24 protein-coding genes are annotated in these 26245 nt (G+C 65.5%); 14 read left to right on the plus strand and 10 right to left on the minus strand.

Annotated features, from left to right (window positions below):
- The first annotated feature begins 61 nt into the window (after nucleotides 1-61).
- The 3 genes from gap (at nucleotide 62) to C8J30_RS09615 (ending at nucleotide 2189) form a co-directional block, all read left to right on the plus strand.
- Complete coding sequence (gene gap, locus C8J30_RS09605) at nucleotides 62-1063, plus strand: type I glyceraldehyde-3-phosphate dehydrogenase (RefSeq protein WP_110805631.1); 1002 nt, start codon at nucleotides 62-64, stop codon at nucleotides 1061-1063.
- 52 nt (nucleotides 1064-1115) lie between these two features.
- Nucleotides 1116-1415 carry a DUF1127 domain-containing protein gene (locus C8J30_RS09610; protein WP_110805632.1) on the plus strand — a complete coding sequence of 100 codons (300 nt, stop codon included), beginning with the start codon at nucleotides 1116-1118 and terminating at the stop codon, nucleotides 1413-1415.
- Nucleotides 1416-1562: 147 nt separating this feature from the next.
- Nucleotides 1563-2189, plus strand: coding sequence for a MarC family protein (locus C8J30_RS09615; RefSeq protein ID WP_110805633.1), 627 nt, complete (start codon nucleotides 1563-1565; stop codon nucleotides 2187-2189).
- Nucleotides 2190-2292: 103 nt separating this feature from the next.
- Here the strand turns inward: C8J30_RS09615 and C8J30_RS09620 are convergent, their stop codons facing one another.
- Complete coding sequence (locus tag C8J30_RS09620; protein ID WP_110805634.1) at nucleotides 2293-4854, minus strand: penicillin-binding protein 1A; 2562 nt, start codon at nucleotides 4852-4854, stop codon at nucleotides 2293-2295.
- Between the two features lie 100 nt (nucleotides 4855-4954).
- The gene (locus tag C8J30_RS09625) at nucleotides 4955-5713 is read right to left on the minus strand and encodes a cytochrome c biogenesis CcdA family protein (protein WP_110805635.1); all 759 of its coding nucleotides are present in this window, start codon (nucleotides 5711-5713) and stop codon (nucleotides 4955-4957) included.
- A gap of 92 nt (nucleotides 5714-5805) precedes the next feature.
- On the opposite strand from C8J30_RS09625, the gene C8J30_RS09630 reads away from it, so the two are divergent.
- The gene (locus C8J30_RS09630; RefSeq protein WP_110805636.1) at nucleotides 5806-6063 is read left to right on the plus strand and encodes a sulfurtransferase TusA family protein; all 258 of its coding nucleotides are present in this window, start codon (nucleotides 5806-5808) and stop codon (nucleotides 6061-6063) included.
- A gap of 58 nt (nucleotides 6064-6121) precedes the next feature.
- Here C8J30_RS09630 and C8J30_RS09635 read toward each other — a convergent pair whose 3' ends face one another.
- The 5 genes from C8J30_RS09635 to purS form a co-directional block, all read right to left on the minus strand.
- Complete coding sequence (locus C8J30_RS09635; protein WP_110805637.1) at nucleotides 6122-8959, minus strand: Rne/Rng family ribonuclease; 2838 nt, start codon at nucleotides 8957-8959, stop codon at nucleotides 6122-6124.
- A gap of 562 nt (nucleotides 8960-9521) precedes the next feature.
- A complete protein-coding gene (locus tag C8J30_RS09640; RefSeq protein WP_110805638.1) occupies nucleotides 9522-10847 on the minus strand; it encodes a sigma-54-dependent transcriptional regulator in 1326 nt (441 codons plus the stop codon).
- Between the two features lie 3 nt (nucleotides 10848-10850).
- Nucleotides 10851-12584: a sensor histidine kinase gene (locus C8J30_RS09645; protein ID WP_245909755.1), complete on the minus strand. Its 1734-nt coding sequence runs from the start codon at nucleotides 12582-12584 to the stop codon at nucleotides 10851-10853.
- A 111-nt stretch (nucleotides 12585-12695) separates the two neighbouring features.
- On the minus strand, nucleotides 12696-13364 hold the full coding sequence (gene purQ, locus C8J30_RS09650; protein ID WP_110805640.1) for a phosphoribosylformylglycinamidine synthase subunit PurQ: 669 nt from the start codon (nucleotides 13362-13364) through the stop codon (nucleotides 12696-12698).
- Between the two features lie 69 nt (nucleotides 13365-13433).
- On the minus strand, nucleotides 13434-13673 hold the full coding sequence (gene purS, locus C8J30_RS09655) for a phosphoribosylformylglycinamidine synthase subunit PurS (protein ID WP_110805641.1): 240 nt from the start codon (nucleotides 13671-13673) through the stop codon (nucleotides 13434-13436).
- Between the two features lie 199 nt (nucleotides 13674-13872).
- On the opposite strand from purS, the gene C8J30_RS09660 reads away from it, so the two are divergent.
- The gene (locus C8J30_RS09660; RefSeq protein ID WP_181420834.1) at nucleotides 13873-14784 is read left to right on the plus strand and encodes a calcium-binding protein; all 912 of its coding nucleotides are present in this window, start codon (nucleotides 13873-13875) and stop codon (nucleotides 14782-14784) included.
- Between the two features lie 718 nt (nucleotides 14785-15502).
- Complete coding sequence (locus C8J30_RS09665; RefSeq protein ID WP_220033715.1) at nucleotides 15503-16156, plus strand: M10 family metallopeptidase C-terminal domain-containing protein; 654 nt, start codon at nucleotides 15503-15505, stop codon at nucleotides 16154-16156.
- Nucleotides 16157-16208: 52 nt separating this feature from the next.
- Here C8J30_RS09665 and purC read toward each other — a convergent pair whose 3' ends face one another.
- Nucleotides 16209-16970 carry a phosphoribosylaminoimidazolesuccinocarboxamide synthase gene (purC, locus tag C8J30_RS09670; protein ID WP_110805644.1) on the minus strand — a complete coding sequence of 254 codons (762 nt, stop codon included), beginning with the start codon at nucleotides 16968-16970 and terminating at the stop codon, nucleotides 16209-16211.
- A gap of 221 nt (nucleotides 16971-17191) precedes the next feature.
- Between purC and C8J30_RS09675 the strand changes: the two genes are divergently transcribed.
- The 3 genes from C8J30_RS09675 to bmt all read left to right on the plus strand — a co-directional run bounded on the left by C8J30_RS09675 (nucleotide 17192) and on the right by bmt (nucleotide 20837).
- Nucleotides 17192-17506 carry a DUF1476 domain-containing protein gene (locus tag C8J30_RS09675; protein WP_110805645.1) on the plus strand — a complete coding sequence of 105 codons (315 nt, stop codon included), beginning with the start codon at nucleotides 17192-17194 and terminating at the stop codon, nucleotides 17504-17506.
- A 235-nt stretch (nucleotides 17507-17741) separates the two neighbouring features.
- Nucleotides 17742-19754: a bifunctional lysylphosphatidylglycerol flippase/synthetase MprF gene (locus C8J30_RS09680; protein WP_110805646.1), complete on the plus strand. Its 2013-nt coding sequence runs from the start codon at nucleotides 17742-17744 to the stop codon at nucleotides 19752-19754.
- Between the two features lie 69 nt (nucleotides 19755-19823).
- Nucleotides 19824-20837 carry a betaine--homocysteine S-methyltransferase gene (gene bmt / locus C8J30_RS09685; protein ID WP_110805647.1) on the plus strand — a complete coding sequence of 338 codons (1014 nt, stop codon included), beginning with the start codon at nucleotides 19824-19826 and terminating at the stop codon, nucleotides 20835-20837.
- 95 nt (nucleotides 20838-20932) lie between these two features.
- On the opposite strand, the gene C8J30_RS09690 is transcribed toward bmt, so the two are convergent.
- Nucleotides 20933-22039 carry a PA0069 family radical SAM protein gene (locus C8J30_RS09690; RefSeq protein ID WP_110805648.1) on the minus strand — a complete coding sequence of 369 codons (1107 nt, stop codon included), beginning with the start codon at nucleotides 22037-22039 and terminating at the stop codon, nucleotides 20933-20935.
- Nucleotides 22040-22205: 166 nt separating this feature from the next.
- Here C8J30_RS09690 and C8J30_RS09695 point away from each other — a divergent pair, with 166 nt between their 5' ends.
- The 3 genes from C8J30_RS09695 (at nucleotide 22206) to C8J30_RS09700 (ending at nucleotide 23836) form a co-directional block, all read left to right on the plus strand.
- Nucleotides 22206-22904 (plus strand): corrinoid protein, encoded by a 699-nt coding sequence (locus C8J30_RS09695; protein WP_110805649.1) that lies wholly within the window; start codon nucleotides 22206-22208, stop codon nucleotides 22902-22904.
- Nucleotides 22905-23042: 138 nt separating this feature from the next.
- The gene (locus C8J30_RS18605) at nucleotides 23043-23210 is read left to right on the plus strand and encodes a hypothetical protein (RefSeq protein ID WP_181420844.1); all 168 of its coding nucleotides are present in this window, start codon (nucleotides 23043-23045) and stop codon (nucleotides 23208-23210) included.
- Complete coding sequence (locus tag C8J30_RS09700; protein ID WP_110805650.1) at nucleotides 23207-23836, plus strand: DUF1638 domain-containing protein; 630 nt, start codon at nucleotides 23207-23209, stop codon at nucleotides 23834-23836. Before C8J30_RS18605 ends, C8J30_RS09700 begins: the two co-directional genes overlap by 4 nt.
- A 227-nt stretch (nucleotides 23837-24063) precedes the next feature.
- Here C8J30_RS09700 and C8J30_RS09705 read toward each other — a convergent pair whose 3' ends face one another.
- Complete coding sequence (locus C8J30_RS09705; protein ID WP_110805651.1) at nucleotides 24064-24954, minus strand: bestrophin family protein; 891 nt, start codon at nucleotides 24952-24954, stop codon at nucleotides 24064-24066.
- A 200-nt stretch (nucleotides 24955-25154) separates the two neighbouring features.
- On the opposite strand from C8J30_RS09705, the gene C8J30_RS09710 reads away from it, so the two are divergent.
- Both C8J30_RS09710 and C8J30_RS09715 read left to right on the plus strand, forming a co-directional pair.
- Nucleotides 25155-25847 carry an AzlC family ABC transporter permease gene (locus tag C8J30_RS09710; RefSeq protein WP_110805652.1) on the plus strand — a complete coding sequence of 231 codons (693 nt, stop codon included), beginning with the start codon at nucleotides 25155-25157 and terminating at the stop codon, nucleotides 25845-25847.
- A complete protein-coding gene (locus tag C8J30_RS09715) occupies nucleotides 25844-26182 on the plus strand; it encodes an AzlD domain-containing protein (RefSeq protein WP_110805653.1) in 339 nt (112 codons plus the stop codon). Before C8J30_RS09710 ends, C8J30_RS09715 begins: the two co-directional genes overlap by 4 nt.
- Nucleotides 26183-26245 lie beyond the last annotated feature (63 nt).

Raw genomic sequence — 26245 nt, forward strand, 5'->3', positions numbered from 1 at the left:
ACCTTTCCTGCATCTTGACCAAGGTAGCGGCGACTTGAGGACCGAGCCAAAGGAGGCTGAGATGGCGGTGAAGGTGGCGATCAACGGATTCGGACGCATCGGGCGCAACGTGCTGCGCGCGATCATCGAATCGGGGCGGACCGATATTGAAGTCGTGGCGATCAACGATCTCGGCCCGGTGGAAACCAACGCCCACCTGCTGCGGTTCGATAGCGTGCATGGCCGTTTCCCGGCGACCGTGACCACCGGCGAAGACTGGATCGATGTCGGCCGTGGCCCGATCAAGGTCACCGCGATCCGCAACCCGGCTGAACTGCCTTGGGGCAATGTCGATGTCGCGATGGAATGCACCGGCATCTTCACCTCGAAGGAAAAATGCGCCGCCCACCTGCAGAACGGCTCGAAGCGCGTTCTGATCTCGGCCCCGGGCGACAATGCCGACAAGACGATCGTCTACGGCGTGAACCACGGCTCGCTGACGAAAGACGACATCATCGTCTCGAACGCGTCCTGCACCACGAACTGCCTGTCGCCGGTGGCGAAAGTCCTCAACGATGCGATCGGCATCGAAAAGGGCTTCATGACCACGATCCACAGCTACACCGGTGACCAGCCGACGCTCGACACGATGCACAAGGACCTGTATCGCGCCCGCGCCGCTGCGCTGTCGATGATCCCGACCTCGACCGGCGCCGCCAAGGCCGTCGGCCTCGTGCTGCCGGAACTGAAGGGCAAGCTCGACGGCGTCGCGATCCGCGTGCCGACGCCGAACGTCTCGGTCGTTGATCTCGTGTTCGAAGCCAAGCGCGCCACCACCGTCGCCGAAGTGAACGAGGCGATCCGCGCCGCTGCCAATGGCCCGCTGAAAGGCGTGCTCGGCTTCACCGATGCGCCGAACGTCTCGTCGGACTTCAACCACGACCCCCATTCCTCGATCTTCCACATGGATCAGACCAAGGTCATGGACGGCACGATGGTCCGCATCCTGACCTGGTACGACAACGAATGGGGCTTCTCGAACCGCATGTCGGACACCGCCGTGGCGATGGGCAAGCTGATCTGAGCGAGAGATCGCTGGAACCGCAAAGGGGCAGCCGCAGGGCTGCCCCTTTTGCATGGCGGAGATGCGGGTCAGACAACCGTTGCACGCGCCGCATCGCGGCATTGCCGGATCGGCGGTTGATGTGAGCGCCCAACAAGCGCATCTTCTGGTCAAGAAAAATGACCACCTTCCCAAGACGAGCCTGAAAATGAAACGCCTCCTCTCCCGCCTGATCGCCTCCGCCGAACGTCATGCGCGCTATCGCCGGACCCGCAACGAGATCGCCCATCTGAGCCCGCGGCTGTGCCGCGATCTGGGGATCTCGCCGAAAGATGCCGACCATCTGGCGCATCACGCGGTCTACGGACACTGACCTCCCTTCGCATCGTCGCGAAACCTGGGGCCTTCGGGCCCCTTTTTCGTGTTCTGGCGGCTTTGTGACCGGCGATGCGGTGACGCGCGGGACGGAACCGTATAACCTGACTGAACCCATCATGATTTCAGGATAAAAGGAGAGCCCGTGCTGTCACCCGCTCAGATCTTGCAGGAATTCGTCACGCTTTGGGTGGTCATCGACCCGATCGGCACCTTGCCGGTGTTTTTGGCCGTCACCACCGGACTGACGGCGGCCCAGAAACGCGCGGTGGCGCTGCGGGCGGTGCTGATCTCGTTCAGGGTGCTCGCGCTCTTCATCGGGCTCGGGCAGGTGGTGCTGGAGGCGCTTGGCCTTGCGCTACCCTCGTTCCAGATCGCGGGCGGGATCGTGCTTTTCCTCTTCGCGCTGACGATGATCTTCGGCCATTCGAAACCCGAGGAGGAGATCGCCGAGGCCGAGCGGGTGCGTCGGACCGCGGTCTTTCCGGTGGCGATCCCCTCGATCGCCTCGCCGGGGGCGATGCTGACGGTGGTGATCCTGACCGACAACGACCGGTTTTCGCTGGCACATCAGGCGATGACGACGGCGCTGATGGGCGTGGTTCTGGCCTGCACGGCCGCCATCCTGCTTGCTGCGGCGCCGCTGCACCGGGTGCTCGGCACGACCGGCGAGGCGGTGATCAGCCGGGTGATGGGCATGGTTCTGGCCGCCGTCGCGGTGGATGCGGTGCTGCGCGGCTTCGTCTCGATCGGCGCGCTGCCCGCGTTCTGAAACCTCGGCGGCTTGGCTTCTTCTTGGCGCAACTACGCTGGGGGTGCGGGGGCAAAGCCCCCGCCCGGGTCGTCGCGGCACAGCCGCGGCGAAATCGCCTTCTTCAGTAAAGACCGCCAGCCGACAGCGAGCCGAACGTCGCCTTCTTCGGGATCACCTTTTGCTCGCCGGTCGAGGTCGTCACCGCCGTCGTGTCGTTGTCAGTCTCGCCCTGCGCAAACAGCGGCAGGTTCTCGCCCATCGCGAAGCCACCATCGACGATCTGGCCGAGCGAGCGCATTTCCTGACCTTCGCGCATGTATTCCGCCTGCACGAAATCCCCGCTCACACCGTCGGGCAGCTTCTCGCCGGTGAAGCGGTTGTAGTTCTGCCAGTAGCCGCCCGGCGGCACCTTGAAGGCGGAACCGCCATAGTCCTTGACGGCTTCCTGCATGAATTCATTGAACACCGGCACACAGAGCGTGCCGCCATAGGCGCCCGGCCCCAGCGTGCGCGGCTGGTCGTAGCCCATGTAGCAAGACGCCACGATGTTCGAGGTGAAGCCGGTGAACCACACGTCCTTCGCGTCGTTCGTCGTCCCGGTCTTGCCCGCCACCGGCACCGGAAGATGCACGCCCGTGCCCGTGCCGCGTTTCACCGCGCCCTCCATCAGCGAGATCATCTGATAGGCGGTGACCGCATTGATCACCTGCTCGCGGTCCGAGCGCACCCGCGGGCCAAGGCCAGCCGACAGGTTCGGATCGCCGCAATCCGGGCAGGTCGTCGTCGCGTCATGGCGATAGATCGTGCGGCCCCAGCGGTCCTGCACCCGGTCGACCAGCGTCGGCTCGACCCGCTGCCCGCCATTGGCGAACATCGCATAGGCCGAGATCAGCTTGTACATCGTGGTTTCCTGCGAGCCGAGCGCATTCGCAAGGAACTGCCCCATCGGATCGTAGACGCCAAACCGCTCCGCATAGCCCGCGACGACATCCATGCCGACTTCCTGCGCGATCCGCACCGTCATCAGGTTGCGCGACTGCTCGAGCCCGGTGCGAAGCGGCGTCGGCCCGTAGTATTTGTTCGAGGCGTTCTTCGGTTTCCACAGGCCCTGCGGCGTGTTCACCTCGATCGGCGCGTCGACCACGATCGTCTCGGGCGAGAAGCCGCTGTCCAGTGCCGCCGCATAGACGAAGGGTTTGAAGTTCGAGCCGGGCTGGCGCATCGCCTGCGTCGCGCGGTTGAAGACCGAGGATTGATACGAGAAGCCACCCTGCATCGCCAGCACGCGACCGGTGTGCACGTCCATCGCGACAAAGGCGCCCCCGACGATCGGCACCTGCCGCAGAGACCAGCGCAGGAAGCTGCCGTCCTCGTCCTTGGTCACGGCGCGCACCAGCACCACATCGCCCACCGCGACCAGATCCGAGGCGCGTTTCGCCCGCGGTCCCAGATCGCCGTCGGCCCGGCGCTTGCGCGCCCAGGTCACGTCGGCTGCCGGAATCCAGTGGCCGTCGGCATCTTCCTCGATCCCCTCGATGCCGATCCGCGCCTCCTTGTCGGTCAGCTCCAGCACCACCGCCGCATGCCAACCCTCGACATCGCGCGGGGCCTTGTCGGTCGGCACTTCGGCCAGCGCCGCACGCCAGCTGGCTTCGTCGCCGAGCTTGTCGGCCGCAATCGTCACCCCCGTGCCGCGCCAAACGCCCTGCCCGCGGTCGTATTTCTCCAGCGCATCCTGCAGCGCCTTCGCCGCCTGCCGCTGCAGCTTCGGATCGACCGTGGCGCGGATCGTCAGACCGCCGCCGAAGAACTCGTCCTGCCCGAAGCTCTTCGAGAGCTGGCGGCGGATCTCGTCGGTGAAATAGTCACGCGGCGGCAGCGCCTGCCGGAAGGTCTCGTAATCGCCCCGCTGCACCGAGCGCAACTCGGTCGCCTGCTCGGTCTCCATCTGCTCTTTCGTGATGTGACCGTCTTCATAGAGGCGCCGCAGCACGTAGTTGCGCCGCAGCCGCGCCTCTTCGTAGTTGCGCACCGGATGCAGTTCCGCCGGTTTCTTCGGCAGCGCCGCCAGATAGGCGGCTTCGGAAATCGTCAGATCGGTCAGCGGCTTGTTGAAATAGGTCTGGGCCGCCGCGGCCACGCCATAGGAGTTCTGCCCGAGGAAGATCTCGTTGAGGTAAAGCTCAAGGATGCGATCCTTCGACAGCGCCTGTTCGACGCGCGACGCCAGGATCAGTTCCTTGATCTTGCGCTCGGCCGAGCGCGAACCGTCGAGCAGGAAGTTCTTCATCACCTGCTGGGTAATCGTCGAGGCGCCGCGCATGTCCTTGCCACCGGACTTGATCGCGGCGAAGGCGGCCGAGAGCATGCCCTGCGCGTCATAGCCCTTGTGGATGTAGAAGTTCTGGTCCTCGGCGGAAACGAAAGCTTCCTTGACGATATCGGGAATGTCCTGAATCGGAACGAAAATCCGGCGTTCCTGCGCGAATTCGTCGATCAGGCGGCCCTCGCCCGAGTAAATCCGGCTGATCGTCTTCGGCGTATATTGCGCCAGCTGCTCGTGGCTCGGCAGGTTGCGCGAATACATGTAGAAGATGCCGCCGATCGTCAGCGCCACGAAGGCCAGCGCAGTGACGATCCAGGAGAAGATACCCCCGAGCGTAGACAGGAAGAAGCGGATCAAGGAGCACCCCCTAAGGCCATGTGGCCCGTTGCCGCCCCTATACCGCGGGGCGTGCAGCGGGTCAAAGCAAGTTCCTGTATACCATGAAACTGTTGCGGGATCAGCCGAGTTCCGCCAGCGACGGGAAGGTGTCCAAGAGCCAGAACGACAGATCCGACAGCTGCCCGGTCAGCATCATCAGGCCGATGGTCCACAACAGCAGGCCCGAGATTTTCTCGATCCGGCCCATGTTGCGGCGCATGAAGGCCAGCGCACCGCCAAGGCTCGGGAAGAAGGCGGCGACGGCGAGGAAGGGCAGACCAAGCCCCGCCGCATAGGCGGAGAGCAGCCCCATGCCGCGACCGATCGTGCCCTCGGCCATCGCCATCGAGGCGATCGTGCCCAGCACCGGGCCAAGGCAGGGGGTCCAGCCGAAGGCGAAGGCGAGGCCAAGCAGATAGGCGCCAAGCGCCGAGCCGCCCTGATCGCCGGTGTCAAAGCGCATCTCGCGGTCGAGAAAGCCGATTCGATAGACGCCGATGAAATGCGCGCCAAAGATCATCACGACGATGGCGGAGATTTTCGCCAGCGTGTCCTTCCAGGCGCCAAGCGCATGACCCAGCGCAGAGGCGCCGAGCCCCATCATCAGAAAGACGGTGGAGAGGCCAAGCACGAAAAACAGCGCCGCCAAGAGCACCCGGCCGCGCGCGGCGGATTGCCCACCGCCCATTTCGCTCACCGTCACCCCGCCCATATAGGCAAGATAGGGCGGCACGATCGGCAGCACGCAGGGGCTGAGGAACGACAGCAAACCCGCCACGAAGGCGGTGGCGGCTGCGGTCAGGAAGCCCGCGTCGAAAAGAAGATCAGTCGGCGTCATGGACGTTTTCTAGCAGGGCTGCGGCCCGGCGTCACCGGGGCACGGGTCACATTGACGTGGACAGGCCGGCGGGGCCGCGCTAGGCCGAAGGCATGACGATGCCCCCTGCCCTTTCGCTCGATCTGCGCGGTCTTCTGTGCCCGCTGCCGGTGCTGCGGCTGGCGAAAGCCCTGCGCGCCCTGCCCGAGGGGGCGGTGGTGGAGATGCAGGCGACTGATCGCGCAAGCTGGATCGACGTGCCGCATTTCTGTTCCCAAAGCGGGCATCGGCTCGTCTCGGCCGAAGATGTGGCAGGCGTGCTGGTCTATCGCGTCGCCCGCGGCCCGGACCGCCCCGATCCCGAAACCTGACCCCTGAATGCAAAACGCCGGGCCAAGGCCCGGCGTTTCGTTTCATTCCCTGCTTGGCTTAGCCGAGCGACCACCAGCCACGTTTCTTCGGCTTCGGATCTTCGGGCTCCGTCGGCTCGGTCTCGGCCTCGGGCTCAGCCGCAACCTCCGGGGCCGCTTCGACCACGGGCTCGGGCGCGACTTCCACGACCGGCGCGGACACAGGCTCCGCCACCGGCTCGGGTGCCGCTTCGACACCCGGGGCGGCGTCGATCACCGCTTCGACCGGGGCCGGAGCTTCGACCACTTCAGGAGCCGCAACAGGCGCTTCCGCTTCGGCCGCAGCCGCCGCGGCGACGGCCGCTTCCGCTTCCTTCTTCGCCTTCGAGGTCGTGCGGGTGCGAGGCTTCTTCACCGGCGCTTCCGCAGGCTCGGCGCCCTCGGTGGCCTCGGCCTCCTTCTTCGCCTTGCTCGACCGCGACCGCGACGACCGCGAGCGGCTCGTCTTCGGGGCCGCTTCTTCGGGCGCAGCTTCCGCAGCAGCGGGCTCTTCGGCGACGGTCGCAGCAGCTTCCGCCTCGGCCTCGACCGTGGGCAGGCTCACATCGGCCAGTTCCGCAGCCGCAGCGGCGCGGGCGGCGTCTTCGGCGGCATCCTCGTCCGAGGTGTCGTCGCCTTCGTCCTCACCATCGTCCTCGCCATCATCGGACTCGTCGCCCTCGGCCGAAGCCTCGGCGCCGGTGCCCGGAGCCCCCGATTTCTTCCGCCGACGCCGACGACGCTTCTTCTTCTTCGGCGACCCTTCGCCCGGCTCACCCGAAGCCGCCGCAGCCACCGCGGCTTCCGCCTCTTCGACCTCGTCCTCGTCGTCCTCGGCGATCTCTTCCTCGTCGATCTCCGCCATCAGCTCGGCGCTGGCGTGGACGACGGCGGATTGCACCTCCGGCACGATCCGGGTCGCGGTCTTGAACTTCTCGATCGAGAAATCCGGGCTGACAAGGCTCGGATCGGCTTCGATCCGCACCGCCATGCCGTAGCGCGCCTCGATCGAGGCGATATGTTCGCGCTTGGCGTTCATCAGATAGTTGGCGACCGCGACGGGGCACTTCACCAGCACCTCGCGGCTCCGCTTGCGCGTGCCCTCTTCCTCGATCGCGCGCAGCACCTGCAGCGCCAGGCTGTCATCCGAGCGGATCAGCCCGGTGCCGTGGCAATGCGGGCAGGGCTGCGTGGTGCTTTCCAGCATCCCCGGACGCAGCCGCTGACGCGACATCTCCATCAGCCCAAAGCCCGAGATCCGGCCGACCTGAATCCGCGCGCGGTCGGTTTTGAGCTTCTCTTTCAGACGCTTCTCGACGGCGGCGTTGTTCTTGCGCTCTTCCATGTCGATGAAGTCGATGACGATCAGACCGGCCAGGTCGCGCAGGCGCAGCTGACGGCTGATTTCCTCGGCGGCTTCAAGGTTGGTCTTGAGCGCGGTTTCCTCGATCGAGCCTTCCTTAGTGGCGCGGCCCGAGTTGACGTCGATGGCGACGAGCGCCTCGGTCACGCCGATGACGATGTAACCGCCCGATTTCAGCTGCACCACCGGGTTGAACATCGAGGCGAGATAGCTCTCGACCTGGAAGCGCGCGAACAGCGGCAGCTGCTCGTTGTAATGCTTCACGTTCTTGGCGTGGGACGGCATGATCATCTTCATGAAGTCCTTGGCGACGCGGTAGCCGCGCTCGCCCTCGACCAGAACCTCGTCGATGTCTTTCGAGTAAAGATCGCGGATCGAGCGCTTGATCAGATCGCCTTCCTCGTAAATCGGGGCGGGGGCGATCGATTTCAGCGTCAGCTCGCGGATCTGTTCCCACAGCCGCATCAGATATTCATAGTCGCGGCGGATCTCGGTGCGGGTGCGCTGGCTGCCCGCGGTGCGGATGATCAGCCCGGCGCCTTGCGGCACCTCCATCTCGGACGCGATTTCCTTCAGCTTCTTGCGATCGGCGGCGTTGGTGATCTTGCGCGAAATGCCACCGCCGCGGGCGGTGTTCGGCATCAGCACGCAGTAGCGACCGGCAAGCGACAGGTAAGTGGTCAGCGCCGCGCCCTTGTTGCCGCGCTCTTCCTTCACCACCTGCACCAGCATGATCTGGCGGACCTTGATGACTTCCTGGATCTTGTAGCGACGCGCGCGCGGACGGCGCGGCGCATGGATTTCCTCGGCCACGTCCTCTTCGGCCACCGACTCGATCTCGTCATCGACCGGGTGGACGTGGTGATCGTGGTCATGCTCGTGATCTTCTTCGGCCTCGCGCGGGGCGTCTTCGCCCTCCTCGACGGCTTCGATCTCGGCGTCCGCCGCATCCTCGATCTCTTCGACGGCGACGCTCTCCTCGATCACCGCTTCGACGATCTCGACGGCCTCGACCTCAAGGACCGCGCCTTCAAGCGTCTCGGCCTCTTCACCCGGCGCGGCTTCGTCGATCACCGCCATGCCCGGAATGTCTTCCGAGCGCACGACGGCGTCGGTGCCCGCGGCCTTCTCGGCCCGGGCCTGCTGACCACCCGAGCGGGAAGAGCCGGAGCGCGAGCGCGAGCGGCGCGAACGCGATCGGTTTTCCTCGGCCTCTTCGGCCTCGGCGGCCAGGCGTTCTTCTTCCAGAAGCGCCTGACGGTCGGCGACCGGGATCTGGTAGTAATCGGGATGGATCTCGGCGAAGGCAAGGAAGCCGTGGCGGTTTCCGCCGTAATCGACGAAGGCGGCCTGAAGCGAAGGCTCCACCCGTGTCACTTTCGCCAGATAGATGTTCCCGGCGAGCTGCCGCTTGTTTACTGTTTCAAAGTCAAACTCGTCGACCTTGTTTCCGTCCACCACCACGACGCGGGTCTCTTCCGCGTGGGTGGCATCGATAAGCATCTTCTTTGCCATTAATCCTGTTTCCGCACGCCGCGTCGCACCTTGGCCTTGCGGACAAGGCGGGCGGGGCATGGTTTGTCGTTGAGGCTCGGGTGCACACACAGTCATGGGCGGCGGCGGCCGTCAGCGGCCCGCCCGTCATCACCCATCCCGTTGCCGTGCAACCCATCGCGGTTCTTCCCAAGCGCCGGGCTTGCCGCCCCGCGCCGATTTGCAACCCCCCTGACAGCAAAGCCCCGGGGGCAAGAGTGCGGTCTTGCGACCAATCGGATGATCCAAGGCCCGCCTCGCGCTCGCGAAGGCTCAGACCCGGAAATCAGCGAATTCCGTGAGCAGGATGAGAGTCCTGCCGACACTGCGACAATATCAACGCAAATGACACAAACACAATCGGTTTTTCGTCAAGAAACGGTTAACGCTAAATCGGACCCGCGCGCGGGGGCTCCGCCCCCGGCCGCAAGCGGCCTCCCCCGGCGTATTTGCGCCAAGAAGAAACCGATGCATCTTCTTGGTACAAATACGCCGGGGGTGAATTTTGGCGCAGCCAAAAGAGGGGGCGGCGCCCCTGCGCCCTTCAGGTGTAATCGCCGCGGCTCAGGCCGTATTTCGCCATCTTTTCGTTGAGCGTGCGGCGCGGCAGGCACAGCTCTTCCATTACCGCTGAGATCGAGCCCTTGTGGCGGCGCATCGTGTTGTCGATCAGCATCTTCTCGAAGCTTTCGACATATTCCTTCAGCGGCTTGCCCTCGGTCGTCATCGCCGTGCCCGCCTCGTCGGTCTCCGCCATCAGCAAGGACGCGATCGAGCCCGAACCGCGCCGCGCCTGCAGCACCGCGCGTTCGGCGACGTTGATCAACTGGCGCACGTTGCCGGGCCAAGGCGCCTGAAGGAGTTGCGCCGCTTCCTGCGCGCTGACCTCGGGCGGCTCGCAGCCGTAATCATCGGCAAACGCCTCGGTCATCCGGGTGAAGAGCGTCAGCACATCCTCGCCGCGCGCGCGCAAGGGCGGCAGCGTCAGCTTGTGCGCGGCGAGGCGGAAGAACAGATCGGGGCGCAGCACGTCTTCCAGCGTGCGCCCCTCGCCATGCGCATTGCAGATCGCCACGACGCGGGTCTCGGCGGGCGTGCCCTGCTCGTTCAAGACCGTCAGAAGACGCGCCTGCAACCCGGTCGAGAGCGCCTCGATATCCTCGAGCACCAGCGTGCCACCGCGGGCTTCCTCGACCAGCGGCAGCCCTTCAGCCACCGGGCCGAAGAGCTTCTCGGCCAAGGCTTCCTCGGTATAGGCCGCGCAACTGATGGTGACGAATTTCTTCCCCGCCCGCGTGCCAGCTGCATGCAGCGCATGCGCCACCAGCGTCTTGCCGGTGCCGGTTTCGCCATCGATCAGCACGTGCCCGTCCGATTGCGCGATGTCGAGCACGTCTTCACGCAGCCGCTCCATCGCCGCCGAGACCCCGATCAGCTTGCCCACCACGGCCGAGCCCTCGGCCAGATCGCGGCGCAAAGCCCGGGCATCAAGCGTCATCCGTCGCGCCTGCGTGGCACGTTTGGCCAGTTCCGTCATCCGGTCCGGGTTGAACGGCTTTTCCATGAAATCCATGGCGCCGAGCCGCATCGCCTCGACCGCCATCGGCACGTCGCCATGCCCGGTGATCATGATCACCGGCAACCCGCTGTCGAGCCCCATCAGGCGTTTGAGAAACGTCATCCCGTCCATCCCCGGCATGCGGATGTCGGAAATCACCACGCCCGGCCAGTCAGTGCCGATCACCTTCAGCGCCTCCTCGGCCGAGCAGAAGGTCTCGGTGTCGAAGCCCGAAAGCGCCAGCCACTGTCCGATCGATTGACGAATGTCTTCCTCGTCATCGACGATCGCCACTTTCATCATCCGTGCCATGGTCTACTCCGTCCCTCTGCGCCCAGTTCCGGGCGTCTGTCTGCTTGCCGTCAGCCGCGGCAGCTGCACCTCGAAGACCGCGCCACCCGCCTCGCCATTGCGCGCGGTCAGCCGGCCCCCGAAATCGCCGATGATCGACGAGGAAATCGCAAGGCCGAGCCCCGTTCCCTCGCCGGGTTTCTTCGTCGTCCAGAACGGCTCGAAGAGCTTTTCCAGATCGGTGATGCCCGGCCCGTTGTCCGAGAGCGTGAGCACCGCCATCTCGTCCGCCGAGACCAGCGTGATCTCGATCCGCGGCGCCCGCAAGCCCTTGGTCGCATCAAGCGCATTGCGGAAAAGGTTGATGAAGACCTGCTCCAGACGAATGCGGTCGGCCTGCACCATCACCGGCCCGCGCGGCAGGTTGCGCACGATCTTCACCGTGCGCGCCTTCAGCTGCGGCTCCATCATCGCCAGCGCCGATGAGAGCGCCGCGCGCAGATCGACCGGCTCGACCGCATCGCCGCCCTTGCGGGCATAGGATTTCAGTTGCCGGGTAATCGCCCCCATCCGCTCGATCAGATCGTCGATGCGCTGGAAGGACGAAAGCGCCTCGGGCACGCGCTCGCGCTGCAACAGAAGCTTCGCCCCGGCCAGATAGGTCTTCATCGCGGCCAGAGGCTGATTGAGTTCGTGACTGACGGCGGCCGACATCTCGCCCAGCACGGCGAGTTTCGAGCTTTGCTCGAGCGTCTGTTCCGCCAAGGACAGGTCTTTTTGCACCCGTTCGCGTTCGGCAATCTCGCGCGAGAGCCGCGCGTTCAGCGCCCGCAATTCGGCCGACTCGCGCCGGTAGACAGCGGATTGCACCTTGGCGCGGCGGGAAATCAGATAGAACCCCAGCGCCAGAAGGATCGCGAAGCCCATGATTTCGAGCGCGATCACCGCATTCACCCGGTCGCGCACCGAGGAATAGGGCGTATAGGCGACCATGCGCCAGCCGCGAAACGGCACCCGCGCCTCGGTCCGCATCACGGCTTGGCCGAGCACCCAGGCGTCGGGCGGATCATTCGCCCAGTCGGCCGTCGCCTGCAGCGCCCGCTCGATCGCCGAGGGAGCAGAACGAGCCGCCAGCGCCTCTTCCATCGTCAGCCCGCGCCAGCGCGGTTCCGTCGCCAGAACGATCTTGCCCGCGCTGTCAAGCACCGCGACCGCATCGGAAATTCCCGCCCAGGCGCGTTCATAGCGCGCCAGATCCGCGCCGACGACGATCACGCCGACGAGTTTCCCATCGGCCAGAACCGCGCGCGAATAGACGAATTCGGTGGCGCCGGTGATCCCCTCGACGGCCGAGAACACGGTCTCGCGGGTACGCTGCGCATCGACGAAAAAGGCGGCATTGGCGAAAACGGTGCCGAGCACGTTGCGGTCCGTCGCCCCCACCACGCGGCCCTGCAGGTCGAGCAGCCGGATCGAGGCGACGCCGACCTCTTCGCGCGCCGCGATGAGCAGCCCCGAGGTGGTCGAGAAATCGCCCGAGCCAAGCGCCTTCGTCAGTTCTGGATCACGCGCCAGAAGCAGCGGCACGACCGAGGTGCGCTGCAGTTCCGACAGGATGTTGCCGGAATAAAGCGCCAGCCGCAGCTCGGTGCGCATCCGCGTCGTCTCGGTGAAGCGCTCGGTCAGCCAGGTGTTGGTGAACCAGACGCCCAGCACCGTGGCAAGCAGCATCAACCCTGCAAGGGCGCGATAGGCCATCCGGCGAAAGCGACGGCGGGCCTCGGAAGCGGCAAGCAGATCGGGGCGCGAAGCAAGGGCTGTCATGGGCTCAGCTTAGGCGAAGCCGCCGCCCCCAACAAGGCGCGGCGGTCACACCACCGCGAGCATGTCGGTCAGCGTGCGGAAAAGCGCCGCCCCGTCGGTGCCGCCCTGCGCGTCTTCGACGACACGCTCGGGATGCGGCATCAGACCCAGAACGCGGCGGTTCGCGCTCAGCACGCCCGCAATATCGGCGGTCGAGCCGTTCGGGTTGTCGATGTAGCGGAAGGCGACGCGATCTTCGCCCTCGAGCTGCTTCAGCCCCTCGGCGTCGATGACATAATTGCCGTCATGATGCGCGATCGGATAGGTCACCTCGGTGCCCGCCGCATAAAGACGGGTGAAGGGGCTGTCGGTCGTCGCCACCTTGAGCCGCTGCGGACGGCAGCGGAACTTGAGCGAGGCATTGCGCATCAGCGCCCCCGGCAGCAGGCCCATTTCGGTCAGCACCTGAAAGCCGTTGCAGATGCCGATGACATGGCCGCCCTTGCCGGCGAAATCGACCACCGCCTGCCCGATGGGCGAACGCGAGGCGATGGCGCCGCAGCGCAGATAATCGCCGAAGGAAAAGCCCCCCGGCACGCCGATCACATCGGTGCCCGCCGGAATTTCGGTGTCCTTGTGCCAGACCCGGACCACATCGGCGCCCGCTTTCGCGAAAGCATCGGCAAGGTCACGGTCGCAGTTCGACCCCGGAAAGGTGATGACGGCGGCTTTCATCGCGAAAGGGCTCCTGCTTCTTCTTGGCTCAACTACGCCGGGGGTCCGGGGGCAGCGCCCCCGGCGCTCTCAGCAGATCTCGACGGTGTATTTCTCGATCACGGTATTGGCGAGCAGCTTCTCGCACATCGCCTTGACCTCGGCTTCGGCCCCGGCCTTGTCGGTGGCGGCCAGATCCAGCTCGATCACCTTGCCCTGCCGCACCGCCTCGACGCCGGTGAAGCCCAGATGGCCGAGCGCGTGACGCACCGCCTCGCCCTGCGGATCGAGCACCCCATCCTTCAGCATCACATGCACACGGGCTTTCATTCGGGATCTCCTCGCTCGGGGCTGCGTCTCGACAGGTGGTCGCACCCGTCCTTTGCGGCCCTGATAGCCCAAGCCCCGCAACGGAGCAAGCGCGGATGGAGGCAACGCGTCGCTTGCGCGCGCGCACGAGATGTCGCCTTCTCGCCGCTGGCCAAAAGTGGTAAGCCACGCGCATTCATTCATCCCGTGGAACGACACAATGGCCGATTTCGTCTTGAACGTCGCAGATGATCTGACCTCGATCAACCTGCATGAAATTTTCGCATCCGTCAGCTATGCGCAGCTCTATGACGTCACCCCCGATCAGGCGGTCCAGCTGCTTGCGCAGGTCGGCATCATCGGCGGGGTGGCCTATGACATCTCGGAAGGCGTCGACTCGGCCGTCATTCTCGAAACGGACATCGGCGGCCTCGCGCTTTGCGGCGAGGGGATCTCGTTTTCCAATGCCGATGTCCCGACGGGCGGCACGGTGACGAGCTTCATCAATCTCGGCAGCACGGGCGTTCAATCGTATTTCTACTACATCAACGTGTCGGCCGTCGCGCTTTACAACGCCATGGCCACCGTTTCGACCGCGGATGATGCCGCGATCTTTGCTCAGGCCTTCTCGGGCAACGATTACTTCACCTTGAGCCGCGGCGCCGACAAGGCGAACGGCATGAACGGCAACGACGTCATGAACGGCATGGGCGGCGCCGACACGTTGATCGGCGGCGCGGGCAGCGACCGGATCATCGGCGGGGCCGGGCGCGACCTGATGACGGGCGGCACCGGCGCCGACCGCTTCGTCTTCACCACGACGGGCCAGACCGGCACCAGCGCGACAAGCGCCGACCGGATCACCGATTTCACCCATGGCGTCGACCGCATCGATCTGCACGCGATCGACGCCTCGACCGTCCTGTCGGGCGAAGACGCCTTCACCTTCATCGGCGCGGCCGCCTTCGGCACGACCGGCAAGGGCGAGATCCGGTTCGAGCATGTCGATGCTGCGGGAACGGCGAGTGATTTCACGCTCGTCTACCTCGACACCGACGCCGACACCGCGGCGGAAGCGGTGATCCGGCTGAACGGACTCGTCACCCTGACCGCGGCCGATTTCGTGCTTTGACCAGACCTTGTCGGGGGCCGTCAGGCCTCCGACAACGGGTGAAATCCCGGGCCAGATTGTGAATAATTCGTTCGAAGGTTCCCAGACCTGAAAAGCGTCGAATCGCAATTCTTGACAGGTTTGCGGCCTGAGGTAACTTTGACAAAGTTCATGAATTCAAGACATCAAACAACCTTGGAGTTTCGTTGCCATGCCTCAAATATCCAATCTGGACATGCATTTTAAGACTGACTCATCGAGTTCCCTCCTTGGCAGCACCGCTGCAGATTGGGCAGATTACAGCGACCTTTCAACATCTCAGGGCATCTCCCTGAATTTGGGAGAAACCAATATAGATGGAATAGACGCGCATTCGTGCCTGCATTGGTCATCCTTGAGTCTATTGTTCTACAACGGAAATATCTACGGGGTTTACAATCATCCATCACGCGCTACGACTGTTGTCTTCGAAAACACGGTGATGATCGAAAGAATATGGACTTATCACTGGAACAACATGCACGGCACACTGACGACTGGGACGATTGCCCTCCGAGACACTTCGACTGGTGACAGTCACGGCCCTTGGAGTACAGCAGGGACACCGGGAATGTACGGAGTACCCAATGCTTATTGGAATGCGTATCCGAGCGACGAAATTCTTGCGCCCGGAACATATGTTATCGTCGATTCCGATCCATATACTTGGGCACAGAATGCCGAAACAAACCACGCAGGGATGGCATGGATCGAGGGGTACGAACTATTTACCGATGAACTCAGCGGAATAGAAAACGCCCGCGGCACGTCTTACGCGGATAAAATTATCGGATCTGGCGCAGGCAATACTCTGGCAGGTCTCGCAGGCAACGATACGATACTTGGCTGGAACGGAAACGACACATTGTCGGGTGGGACGGGTACCGACAATCTTGTGGGAGGGCTCGGCAACGATGTGATTAAGGGCGAGATCGGCAACGACAGTCTCGACGGGGGGGCGGGAAGCGATGCCCTGAACGGGGGACTTGGTCGCGACGTAATGCGCGGCGGCGCCGGGATCGACCGTTTCATCTTCACAGCGACGGGTGAAACAGGCGTGGAGGCAACCACAGCCGACCGGATCACCGATTTCACCCATGGCGTCGACCGCATCGATCTGCACGCGATCGACGCCTCGACCGTCCTGTCGGGCGAAAACGCCTTCACCTTCATCGGCGCGGCCGCCTTCGGCACGACCGGCAAGGGCGAGATCCGGTTCGAACATGTCGATGCTGCGGGAACGGCGAATGATTTCACGCTCGTCTACCTCGACACCGACGCCGACACCGCGGCGGAAGCGGTGATCCGGCTCAATGGTCTCGTGACCCTGACCGCGGCCGATTTCGTGCTGTGAACGCAAAGGGCGGCCCCGCGGGACCGCCCCTTTCGCCCCGCGCGCGGCGGGATCAGTTGATCAGCGTCGGCTTCATCGGCGTTGCATTGGCGGGCATCACGCCCAGACGCCGCGCCACTTCGGTATAGGCGTCGGTCAGCGAGCCCAGATCGCGGCGGAACACGTCCTTGTCGAGCTTCTGGCCCGTCTTCACATCCCACAGCCGGCAGCTGTCGGGGCTGATTTCATCCGCAACGATCAGGCGCATGTAATCGCCATCCCAGATCCGGCCGATCTCGATCTTGAAGTCGACCAGCTTGATGCCGACGCCAAAGAACACGCCCGACAGGAAGTCGTTCACCCGCAGCGCGAGGCTGACGATATCGTCCAGATCCTGCTGGTTCGCCCAGCCGAAGGCGACGATGTATTCCTCGGGAACGAGCGGGTCACCCAGCGCATCGTTCTTGTAGCTGTATTCGACGATCGGACGCGGCAGCGCGGTGCCTTCCTCGATGCCCAGACGTTTCGAGATCGACCCGGCGGCGAAGTTGCGCACGATGACTTCGAGCGGCACGATCTCGACCTGGCGGATCAGCTGCTCGCGCATGTTCAGGCGGCGGATGAAGTGGTTCGGAATCCCCACATTCGTCAGCCCGGTCATGAAGAATTCCGACAGGCGGTTGTTGAGCACGCCCTTGCCCTCGATCGTCGCCTTTTTCTGCGCGTTGAAGGCGGTCGCATCGTCCTTGAAATACTGCACCAGCGTTCCCGGCTCCGGGCCTTCGTAAAGGATCTTCGCCTTGCCTTCGTAGATTTTCTTGCGACGCGGTGCCATGGGCTCTCCAATATCGAACGGGTGGCCGTGCGGGGCACACGGTCACTGCCTTCGCGCCCATTAGCGCAAGAGCGCCCGTCCCGCAAGGCAAAGCCGGTCGCGCGTGCCATTCCGCGCGCGCAATGGTTGCGCAATCGGCGCGCGCGGGGCGGATTACTTCTTGCAGCGGGGCGCGGTTGAACCCATATCTTGGGTGAAGAGCCTGACTAAGGGGGGAAATCATGACCACTTTCGACGACCGCGAACATGCCTACGAAGCCAAATTCGCGCATGACGCCGATCTGCGCTTCAAGGCCGAGGCCCGGTCGGTGAAGATCGCGGCGCAATGGGCGGCAGGGCTGCTCGGCAAGACCGGCGACGCGCTCGAGGCCTATGTCGCCGAAGTTCTGGCCGCCGATTTCGAAGAGGCCGGGAAAGACGATGTGGTGCGCAAGCTTGTCGCCGATCTGGCTGGCAAGGCTGACGAGGCCGCGATCCGCGAGGCCCTGCAAAAGGCCCTGCGCGAAGCGATGAAACAGCTCGCAAGCGCCGAGTGATCGATCCGAAAGACCGCCGGTGGCGCCGCAAGGCGCCTTCGGAGTCTGTGGCACCGCCCTTCCCCGAAGGCGCGGTGCTTTCGTTTTTGCGCGCCACTGTGACGCCCCCGCCCCTCGCCTTGGCAGAACACGGTTAAGAAACGGCAACCACATTTGCCGGAAGGCTGCGACCTTTCACCGCTTGCTAACGCTTCTTTCGCATCCTGCCGCTCGCGACAGTCGAGGGGGGGGCAGCATGTCCGATCAAAGCAGAAAGACCTTTGCAGCACGGCTTGAGGTGCGGGGCCTCCTGCTGCCCGAGGGGATTGAGCTTGGCGCCGCGGCGCGCAAACAGCTTTTGGGCATCGGCCTGCTCGTGCTTTTCCTCTGGGTGCTGCGCGACAAGCTCACCCATCTCGACACCGAGGCGATTCTCGCCGCGCTGGCGCAGGTGGATGGCCTCTCCTGGGCGCTGGCGATCGCGGCCACCGTCGCCTCTTTCGCGGCGCTCGCGCAATATGATGCGCTGATCCACCGGGCGCTCGCCACCGGCACCGCCCCCGCCCATGCCCGCCGCGGCGGCTGGACCGCGATCGCGATCGGCCAGACGGTCGGATTCGGTCTTGTGTCCGGGGCGCTGGTGCGCTGGCGGATGCTGCCCGACACCTCGCTGGCGCAGGCGAGCAAGATCACCGCGACCGTCGCCGCCACCTTCCTGGCGGGCTGGTCGGTGCTGACCGCGGCGGTGCTGCTGGTGGCACCGATCAACCATCCGCATCTGCCGGTGATGGCCGTGCAGGGGCTGGCGATCCTCGGTCTCGTCATGGGCGGCGGGCTGGCGCTGATGACGCTGGTCCTGCCCGAGGGGCTGCGGCTTGGCCGCTTCACCCTGCGCCTGCCGCCACTCGCCGTGATGGCGCGCATCCTCGGCCTTGCCGCGCTCGACACCGCCTTTGCCGCCGCAGCGCTCTGGGCCTTGCTGCCCGGCTTCGAAACCCTTGCGTTTTTTGCGCTTTACCCGGCGTTCCTGCTGGCCCAAGGGGCGGGGCTCGTATCGAACACCCCGGGCGGCGTCGGCCCGTTCGAGATCACCCTCGTCTCGCTTCTGCCCGCCACCTCGCAACCCGAACTGATCGCGGCGATCCTTGCCTGGCGGATCGTATATTACGGCCTGCCCGCGCTGGTCGCGGTGTTGCTGGTGATGCTGCGCCCGGCGCATGTGCTGCGCAAAAGCACCGTGCTGAGCGCGACCGAGGCGCCCTGCGCGCTGCTGCGCAGCGCCCTTTCCGCCCCGCAGGCAGAGCTTGGCCTGCTGCGGCAGGGCGAGCATGGGCTCCTGCCCACCGATTGCGGCCACGGCGGCTGGATGGTCGGGCGTGCAGGCCGGGCGCTGGTGGCGCTGCTGGATCCCTTCGGCACCGCCCCCGTGCCGGTGCTGCTCGAACGGCTGCAAAGTTCGGCCCGGGCCGAGGGTCGCAGCGCCTGTCTTTACAAGATTTCCCCCCGCGTCGCGGCGCAGGTCCGGGCCGAGGGCTGGGTCGTCGCCCCCGTGGCGACCGAGGTCTGGCTCGATCCCGCCCGCTTCGATCTGACCACCCCCGCCCGCGCCGGGCTGCGGCGCAAGCTGCGCAAGGCCGAGAAATCCGGGCTGCGGGTGACGCGGGCGCTGGGCGTGCTGCCGCTGGCCGAAATGACCGACCTCGCCTGCGCTTGGGCCGCGGCGCATGGCGGCGAGCGCGGTTTTTCGATGGGGCGCTTCGCCGAAGATTACGTCTCGGCGCAGCAGGTTCTGCTGGCCCGTGACGCCGAGGGGCGTCTGGTCGGCTTTGCCAGTTTCCATGCCACTGCGACGGAATGGGGGCTCGATCTGATGCGCCCGGCCCCCGATGCGCCCGATGGCACGATGCAGGCGCTGATCGCCACCGCAATCACCGAAGCGGCGAAGGCCGGGGCAAAGCGGCTCTCGCTTGCCGCGCTGCCGCCGCGGTCGGAGGACAGTACGGGACCGGCGGCGGCTCTGTGGCGGCGCGCGGAAAAGGGCAAGGGCGCGGCCGGTCTGCGCCAGTTCAAGATGGGCTTCGGCCCGCAGCTGTCGCCCCGCTACATCGCCGCGCGCAGCCCTGCGGCACTGATGCTCACCGCGGCCGAGATCGCCCGCGCCATCCACCGCCCGGCCCCCCTGCCCGACCCGGCCATCGCGACAGAGATCGCGCCCGAGACCGCCGCGGAATTGCAGCCCAACCTCGTCTTCGCCTCAAGATCATCTTGAACGAAAGGAAATTGCACTTTCCCCCGCCCCATGGCAGGGAGAAGCCGACCTTGGTTCAGGAGAGGCCCCATGACCAACACGCTTTCCCGCCTGCTGAAATCCCGCGACTGGCTGCTTGCTGACGGGGCCACGGGGACGAACCTCTTCAACATGGGGCTCAGCTCGGGCGAGCCGCCGGAAATGTGGAATGTCGAGCATCCGGACCGGATCGCGAAGCTTTACGGGTTTGCGGTCGAGGCGGGCTCGGACCTGTTCCTGACGAACTCGTTTGGCGGCAACGCCGCGCGGCTGAAGCTGCACAATGCGCAGGGCCGCGTGCGCGAGCTCAACCGCATCGCCGCCGAGATCGGCCGCAATGTCGCCGACAAGGCGGGCCGTCCGGTCGCCGTCTGCGGCTCGGTCGGGCCGACGGGCGAGATCTTCGCGCCGATGGGCACGCTGACGCATGAGCTGGCGGTCGAGATCTTCCACGAACAGGCCGAGGGCCTGAAGGAAGGCGGCGCCGATGTGCTCTGGGTCGAGACGATCTCGGCGCCCGAAGAATACAAGGCCGCCGCCGAAGCTGCCCGCCTTGCGGGCATGGACTGGTGCGGCACGATGAGCTTCGACACCGCCGGGCGCACGATGATGGGCGTCACCTCGGCGCAGATGTCGGCGCTGGTGGAAAAACTGCCGAACCCGCCGCTCGCCTTCGGCGCCAACTGCGGCGTCGGCGCGGCCGATCTGATGCGCACGCTGATGGGCTTTGTCGCCACCGGGACCGAGCGCCCGCTGATCGCCAAGGGCAATGCCGGGATCCCGAAATACCACGATGGCCACATCCATTACGACGGCACGCCGGAGCTGATGGGCGATTACGCCTGCCTCGCCCGCGACGCCGGTGCAACGATCATCGGCGGCTGCTGCGGCACGATGCCAGTGCATCTGAAGGCGATGCACGAGGCGCTGTCCACCCGCCCGCGCGGGCCGCGCCCGAGCCTTGAGGAAATCACCGCGAAACTCGGGGCTTTCTCTTCGGCCTCGGATGGCACCGGCGATGACGATGGCGCCGGTCGCGAGCGTCGCGGCCGCCGTCGCGGCTGATCCAACTCTTTGAAAGAGCGTATTTTTGCCAAGAAGAAGCCGATGGGTTTCTTCTTGGACGAAATACGCATCCCCCGCTGCCGGAGGCGCAGGTGTCAGAACAGTTCGAGCTGCTCACCCGCGCGGGGGGGCACGGCAAAACGCGTGCAATCGAGCGGCAGCAGCCCCACAGCGAGGCTGAGGCGGCGGCAGGAGACCTCGAAGCGGCGGGCGAGCAGCTCGGCCTCGGTCCCCTCGCCCTCCATCCGCGTGGTGAAGCGCGGGTCATTCAGCTTGCCACCGCGGAAGGCGGCGATGGCGTTCAGCACCTTTTCCGCCCGCAAGGGATAATGCCGCGCCAGCCAATCGGCGAACAACGGCGCAACCTCGTTGGGCAGGCGCAGCGGGATCATCTCGGCCGCCTTGGCGCCTGCGCGCCGCGCCTCGGTCAGGATCGCCTCAAGCGCATGATCGGTCAGGCCGGGAATGATCGGCGCGGCCATGACGCGCACGGGGATGCCCGCCCGCGCGGCCTCGCGGATGATCCGCAGCCGGGTCTGCGGCGTCGGCGCCCGCGGTTCGAGCTTGCGCGCCAGATCCTCGTCGAGTGTCGTCAGCGACACTGCCAGATGCACGAGATTGCGCTTGGCCATCGAGCCGAGCAGGTCGAGATCGCGCAGCACCCCGGCGCCGCGGGTGGTGAGCAGCAGCGGATGGTTGAAATCGCTCAGCACCTGCAACAGCCCGCGGGTCAGACCCCAGTCCGCCTCGATCGGCTGATAGGGGTCGGTGGCTGTGCCAAGCGCGATCGGCGCCACCTGATAGCCGCGTTTCGAGAGTTCGCGGGCCAGCAGGTCCGGCGCCTCGGGTTTTGCGATCAGCCGGGTCTCGAAATCGAGCCCGGCCGACAGGCCGAGGAACCCGTGCGTCGGGCGGGCGAAGCAGTAGATGCAGCCGTGCTCGCAGCCGCGATAGGGGTTCACCGACCGATCAAAGGGCACGTCGGGGCTCTGGTTCTTCGTGATCACCGACTTCGGCCGCTCCACGCTCACTTCGGTGCGCAGAAGTTTCTCGTCCTCGACCAGATCCCAGCCGTCGGAGTCGACAATCCTTGCATAGGGTTCGAACCGCCCGACCGGATTCGCAGCCGCGCCCCGCGCGCGCAAACGCTGGCGCGGATCGGCGGGCGGCAGGTCGAGGGGCAAGGGCAAAGCGTGCATCATGGGCGAAAATTAGAACGAAATGAGAACATTTCGCAAGAGATTCGCCCGGGGCCAATTTTGCCCGTAACCAACTTGCGTCGGGGACGGACCGGCGCATGTCGCAAAACGGCAAGTACTCGAAGCCTTTTTTTCGCATCACAAAGTCAAGCACGCTCAGGAGACAGCCATGGCCGATGAAGACGACATCATCCTTTCGGAACTCGACGACGAAGAGCTTGTGCAGCAGATGCACGACGACCTCTACGACGGCCTCAAGGAAGAGATCGAAGAGGCGGTCAACATCCTGATCGCGCGCGGCTGGACGCCCTATGACGTCCTGACCAAGGCGCTCGTTGCCGGCATGACCGTGGTCGGCAACGACTTCCGCGACGGCATCCTTTTCGTGCCGGAAGTGCTTCTGGCCGCCAATGCGATGAAGGGCGGCATGGCCATCCTGAAACCGCTGCTGGCGGAAACCGGCGCGCCGCGCATGGGCAAGATGGTGATCGGCACCGTCAAGGGCGATATCCACGACATCGGCAAGAACCTTGTGGCGATGATGATGGAAGGCGCAGGGTTTGAGGTGGTCGATATCGGGATCAACAACCCGGTGGAAAACTATCTGGAAGCGCTGGACCGCGAAGGGGCTGACATCCTTGGCATGTCGGCGCTGCTGACGACCACGATGCCCTACATGAAAGTCGTGATCGACACGATGAAGGAAAAGGGCATCCGCGACAACTATATCGTTCTCGTCGGCGGGGCGCCGCTGAACGAGGAATTCGGCAAGGCCATCGGCGCCGATGCCTATTGCCGCGACGCCGCCGTGACGGTGGAGATGGCCAAGGCGATGGTGGCGCGCAAGCACAACCAGATGGGCGCCTGAGGCTGGGCAGATGGGCGCCTGAGGCTGGGCAGATGGGCGCCTGAGCGTCTTGGCGACGAATTCGAAGGGCCCCGACCTTGGTTCGGGGCCTTTTCTTTTGCGACGTGCCCCCCATATGAAGGATATGGAGAATGACCGATGCAGCAGATGCCCCTTCCCCATTTTCTGGTGCTGATCTGTGCCGTGATCGCGGCCGCGGGTCTGACGATCTTTCTGGCCGCGCAGGCCGGGTTGCCGATGGCGGCGCTCGGTCTCGGCGCGCTGATCGGCGCGGGCCTGATGCGGGTTCTGGCGCGGGTGGAATGATTTCCGACGACGGGCTGACCGAGGCGGGGCTTGCCCCCGAGGGGCGCGGCCGTGTGCTGCTGATCGCCTGCGGTGCGCTGGCGCATGAGATCCTGGCGCTGAAGACCGCGAACGCTTGGGATCATCTCGACCTGACCTGTCTGCCCGCGAAGCTGCATCTGTGGCCCGAGAAGATCACCGCCGCGGTGATCGAGGCGGTGGAAAAGCACAAGCCCGCCTATGATGGGATCTATGTCGTCTATGCTGATTGCGGCACCGGCGGGCAGCTGGCCGAGGCCTGCGCGCGGCTCGGCGTCGCGCTGGTGCCCGGTCCGCATTGCTACGCCTTCTTCGAGGGCAACGAGACCTTTGCCGCCCATGCCGAAAGCGAAATCACCGCCTTTTACCTGACCGATTTTCTGGTCCGGCAGTTCGACGCCTTCGTCTGGCGCCCGATGGGGTTTGACCGGCATCCGAGCCTCATTCCGATGATGTTCGGCAATTACGAAAAGCTGGTCTATCTGGCGCAGACCGAGGATGCGGCGCTGGATGCCAAGGCCGCAGAGAGCGCGGCGAAGCTCGGGCTGGCTTATGAGCGGCGCTTCACCGGCTATGGCGATCTGGCGGCGGAGCTGGCGCGGGTTTAGACCGCCCCGCCATGGCCGAGGCCATCGCCGAGGCCACGCACGACATCAGCCCCGTGATCGCCGGGGGCCCAAAGGCCCTCGGCCTGCGCCCGCCCCGCCCATGGCGGGCGCATTCGCGCCGCCGGGGCGGAGCGCAGGCCTCTGTCGCGCTTGGGGATGCGGTCGTGCAACGGGGTCGCACGGCGGGCGGGGAAAGGCAGTGCCTTTCCTGTTCCGCCCGAACCCAGTCAGCTCAGCAGATACTCGACCGGCGCCAGCGGCTCTGGCGCCTCTTCGCCCAGATGCGGCGCGAGGCTGATCTCCATCGCGCGGCAGATCGCATCCAACGGCAGCGCATTCGGCGCCGTGCCAAAGGGATGCGACATCTCCTCGGAGACCTCGGCCAGACCCAGAAACACATAGGCGACGATCGCCACGATCACCGGCGTGAGCCAGCCCGCGGCCGCAAAAAGCGCAACGGGCAAGAGCAGGCAATAGATGTAGATCGTGCGGTAGATCAGCAGCGAATAGACGAAGGGCAAGGGTGTGCCCGCGATGCGCTCATTGCCCGCCTGCGCCAGCGTGATCGCCGCCAACCGCCCGGTCAGCGCCCGCGCCCCGAACCCGTCGATGCGCCCGTCGCGATGCGCCGAAGCGATCCGCGCCGTCAGCCGGTCGAGCGCCGCGCAGGGCGGGTTCGGCGTGTCCCTCAGATCGGGCGCGCGCCGCAGACACTCCGCATCCCCCGGAACCCCGCGCAGCCGCGCCCGGTGCAAATGCGCAAAGGCCAGGGCATCGCGCAGCACCTCGGCGCGCAGGACGGGATCGGCGATGAACACCTCGGCCTCGCGCGCGAGCATCCGCAGATCGGCGAGCAAGCCCCCCCAAAGCCTGCGCGCCTCCCACCAGCGTTCGTAAGCGGCATTGTTGCGAAAGCCCAGAAACAGCGACAGCGCGAGACCGAAGACCGTCACCGCCACCGGATCGACCACCGGCAACACCTCGAAGCGCAGACCAAGCCCGGTCAGGGCCGTCGCCACCACCGCCACGACCGCCACCGGCCGCACCACCGCGGGCACGATCGAGCCCTTGAGCGCAAAGGCAAGATCAAGGGGGCTTGGCTTGTCACGCAGGATCATCGCACGTCCTTTCAAGGCTTTGCCCCTCTTGGGCCGCAATCGGCCCGCCGCGCAAGCCCTCGCCCCTTCACGCTTGCCCACGAACACGCGATCCTCCGCCTTTGCCCAAATCCTGAGCAGATGCGATTGATTTGCGACCCGCCGTTCCTTATACCGCAGGCGTCCCGGCCGGATCGAGAAGGCCACGCCGCGAGGAGCGCATGACCGACACCCCCCGTTTTCGTGACGGAATTCTGGCCGCCATCCCCTTGATCCTGGGCTATTTTCCCATCGCTTTCTCGTTTGGCGTCGCGGCCATTCGCGCGGGGTTGAGCCCCGCCGAGGCGGTGATGTTCTCGGTGGTGATCTTCGCGGGCGCGGCGCAGTTTCTGGCGCTGGCGCTGGTGACGAGCGGCGCCCCCGTCCTCGTCTCGGCCGCGACGCTCGCCGCGATGAACCTGCGCCATGTGATGTATGGCCCGGCGCTTTTGGAAAAGGCGGGCAAGGCCGCCAGCACCCGGTTTTCCTGGGCCTGGGGCTGGTGTCTGACCGACGAGGTCTTCGGCGCAAGCCTCGGCGCGCTGGCCCGCGGGCAAGGCTTTTCCGAGGGCTTCATCGGCGGGCTCGGCCTTGGCGCCTATCTCGCGTGGATCGCCGGAACCGCGCTTGGCGCCGCAACCGGGGGCGAGGCGCTGAAAGCCTTTCCGGCGCTTGATGCGGGGCTTGGATTCATGCTGCCCGCGCTGTTCCTCGCGCTGCTGCTGTCGATCCTCGACCGGCGCCAGCTTGGCCCCGTCGTGGTGGCGATCGGCGCGACGGTTCTGGGCAGCCTCGTGCTCAGCCCCACCCTTGGCATCCTCGCCGGGATCGCGGCGGGCGCCGCCACCGGAACCTTGCAGAAAGGCCGCGCATGAGAGCCGAACTTCTTGCCCTGGCCGCGCTGACCGGGCTTGCCACCTGGGCCTTCCGCGTCGTGCCGACGAAACTGCCGCTCGGCAAGGGCGCCCCCGACGGGCGGCTGCGGCGCTTCTTTGCCGCCACCGGCCCGGCGGCGATTGCGACGCTTTTCACCGCTTCGGTGCTGCCGATGCTGCAAAGCCCGGGCACCGCCCCCCTGCCCCTTGTGCTTGGCACTGCCGCCGTGCTGCTGGTCTGGTTTGCCCGCCACTCGGTCGTGCTGGCGACGCTTGCGGGGGCCACGGCCTGCGGGCTTGCGACCTTCGCGGGGCTGGGCGCCCCCGGAATTTGATCATCTTTCGCGATTGCGGAAAACCGGCTATCCTGACCCGATCCCGACCCCCGAAAGGATCGC

Source organism: Rhodobacter viridis (genome assembly GCF_003217355.1).
GTDB lineage: Bacteria > Pseudomonadota > Alphaproteobacteria > Rhodobacterales > Rhodobacteraceae > Rhodobacter > Rhodobacter viridis.